Raw genomic sequence first — 1,019 nt, forward strand, 5'->3', positions numbered from 1 at the left:
AAGTTGCCGTTTTAGGGCAATCGAGTTTTATCGGGCTTTAGCGGGGAATCGGCCGTTTCGCATTCCGGCTGGTGGGCGTGCGGAGATCGGCGGCAATATCGCGCCATAGCGGGCAATCGGCGGTATTTGGCGCGCCGCGCCGAATGAAGACGAGAACTATGTCTACGCTGTAGCCCTCTAAATTTTGGAACGAGGGAATGGCTCAGATGGGTGGAAACCTGTCTGTCAGCTTTTGGGAATGTTTCGTAAAATAGCCGCCGATTAACGGGACATGGACGCATGAACGCGAAGCAGCCTGGCTGGATCGTTGTCCTGAATGGAGCGCCCCGTTCCGGCAAGTCGAGCATTGCGAGAGCCATTCAGGAGCGGTCGGACGATCTTTGGATCAATTTCGGCGTCGATGCCTACCAGCAGACCGCTCCGAGGATCCTGCAACCGTCCATCGGCTTGCGGCCCGGAGGCGAGCGACCGGATGTCGAACGTCACCTTCCCGTGCTCTTTGCAGCCTTCTACGAGTCTGTCGCGGCCCACAGCCGGCTCGGGCTGAACGTCATCGTCGATATTGGTCATCACGACGACTACTCGATGCCCCTCGGCATCCTCGAAGACAGTATGCGTCGATTGGCAGGTTTGCCGGTGCTGATCGTTGGGGTGCGGTGTTGCCTCCAGACGATCCTTGAACGTCGCAATCATTCCCAAACGGGTCGCGAAGGCGTTTACGCTCAGAGAACCACCGATGGGATGGTTCCCCGACCGATCGTGGCTTGGCAGACGGCGGTCCACGTTCCCGGCATCTATGATGTGGAACTGGATACGTCGACGCTATCACCGGAAGAATCCGCCGCTCGCATCGGAGCTATTTTGAAAGTTGGACCGCAAAACCCAACTGCGCGTGAACGCATCCTGGCATCCCACGAGACTTTGGGAATGTCCGCTGCTGAGGAAACCAGTACATCGCTCGAACGTCACTAACGGGTCGGAAGTTGCCGTTTTAGGGCAATCGAGTTTTATCGGGCTTT

At 57.4% G+C, this 1,019-nt stretch carries 1 protein-coding gene; it reads left to right on the forward strand.

Annotated elements, in window-relative coordinates; genetic code table 11:
* The first annotated feature begins 279 nt into the window (after positions 1-279).
* Positions 280-972, forward strand: a complete 693-nt coding sequence (locus AUL36_RS22980) for a chloramphenicol phosphotransferase CPT family protein (protein WP_062224587.1) — start codon at positions 280-282, stop codon at positions 970-972.
* Positions 973-1,019 lie beyond the last annotated feature (47 nt).

Origin of the sequence: Aureimonas sp. D3 (assembly GCF_001463805.1) — a bacterium.
Classification (GTDB): Bacteria; Pseudomonadota; Alphaproteobacteria; order Rhizobiales; family Rhizobiaceae; genus Aureimonas; species Aureimonas ureilytica_A.

Excerpts from the sequence above, each read along its gene's own strand:
- AUL36_RS22980 (WP_062224587.1), top strand. The coding sequence starts at position 280 with ATGAACGCGAAGCAGCCTGGCTGGATCGTTGTCCTGAATGGAGCGCCC.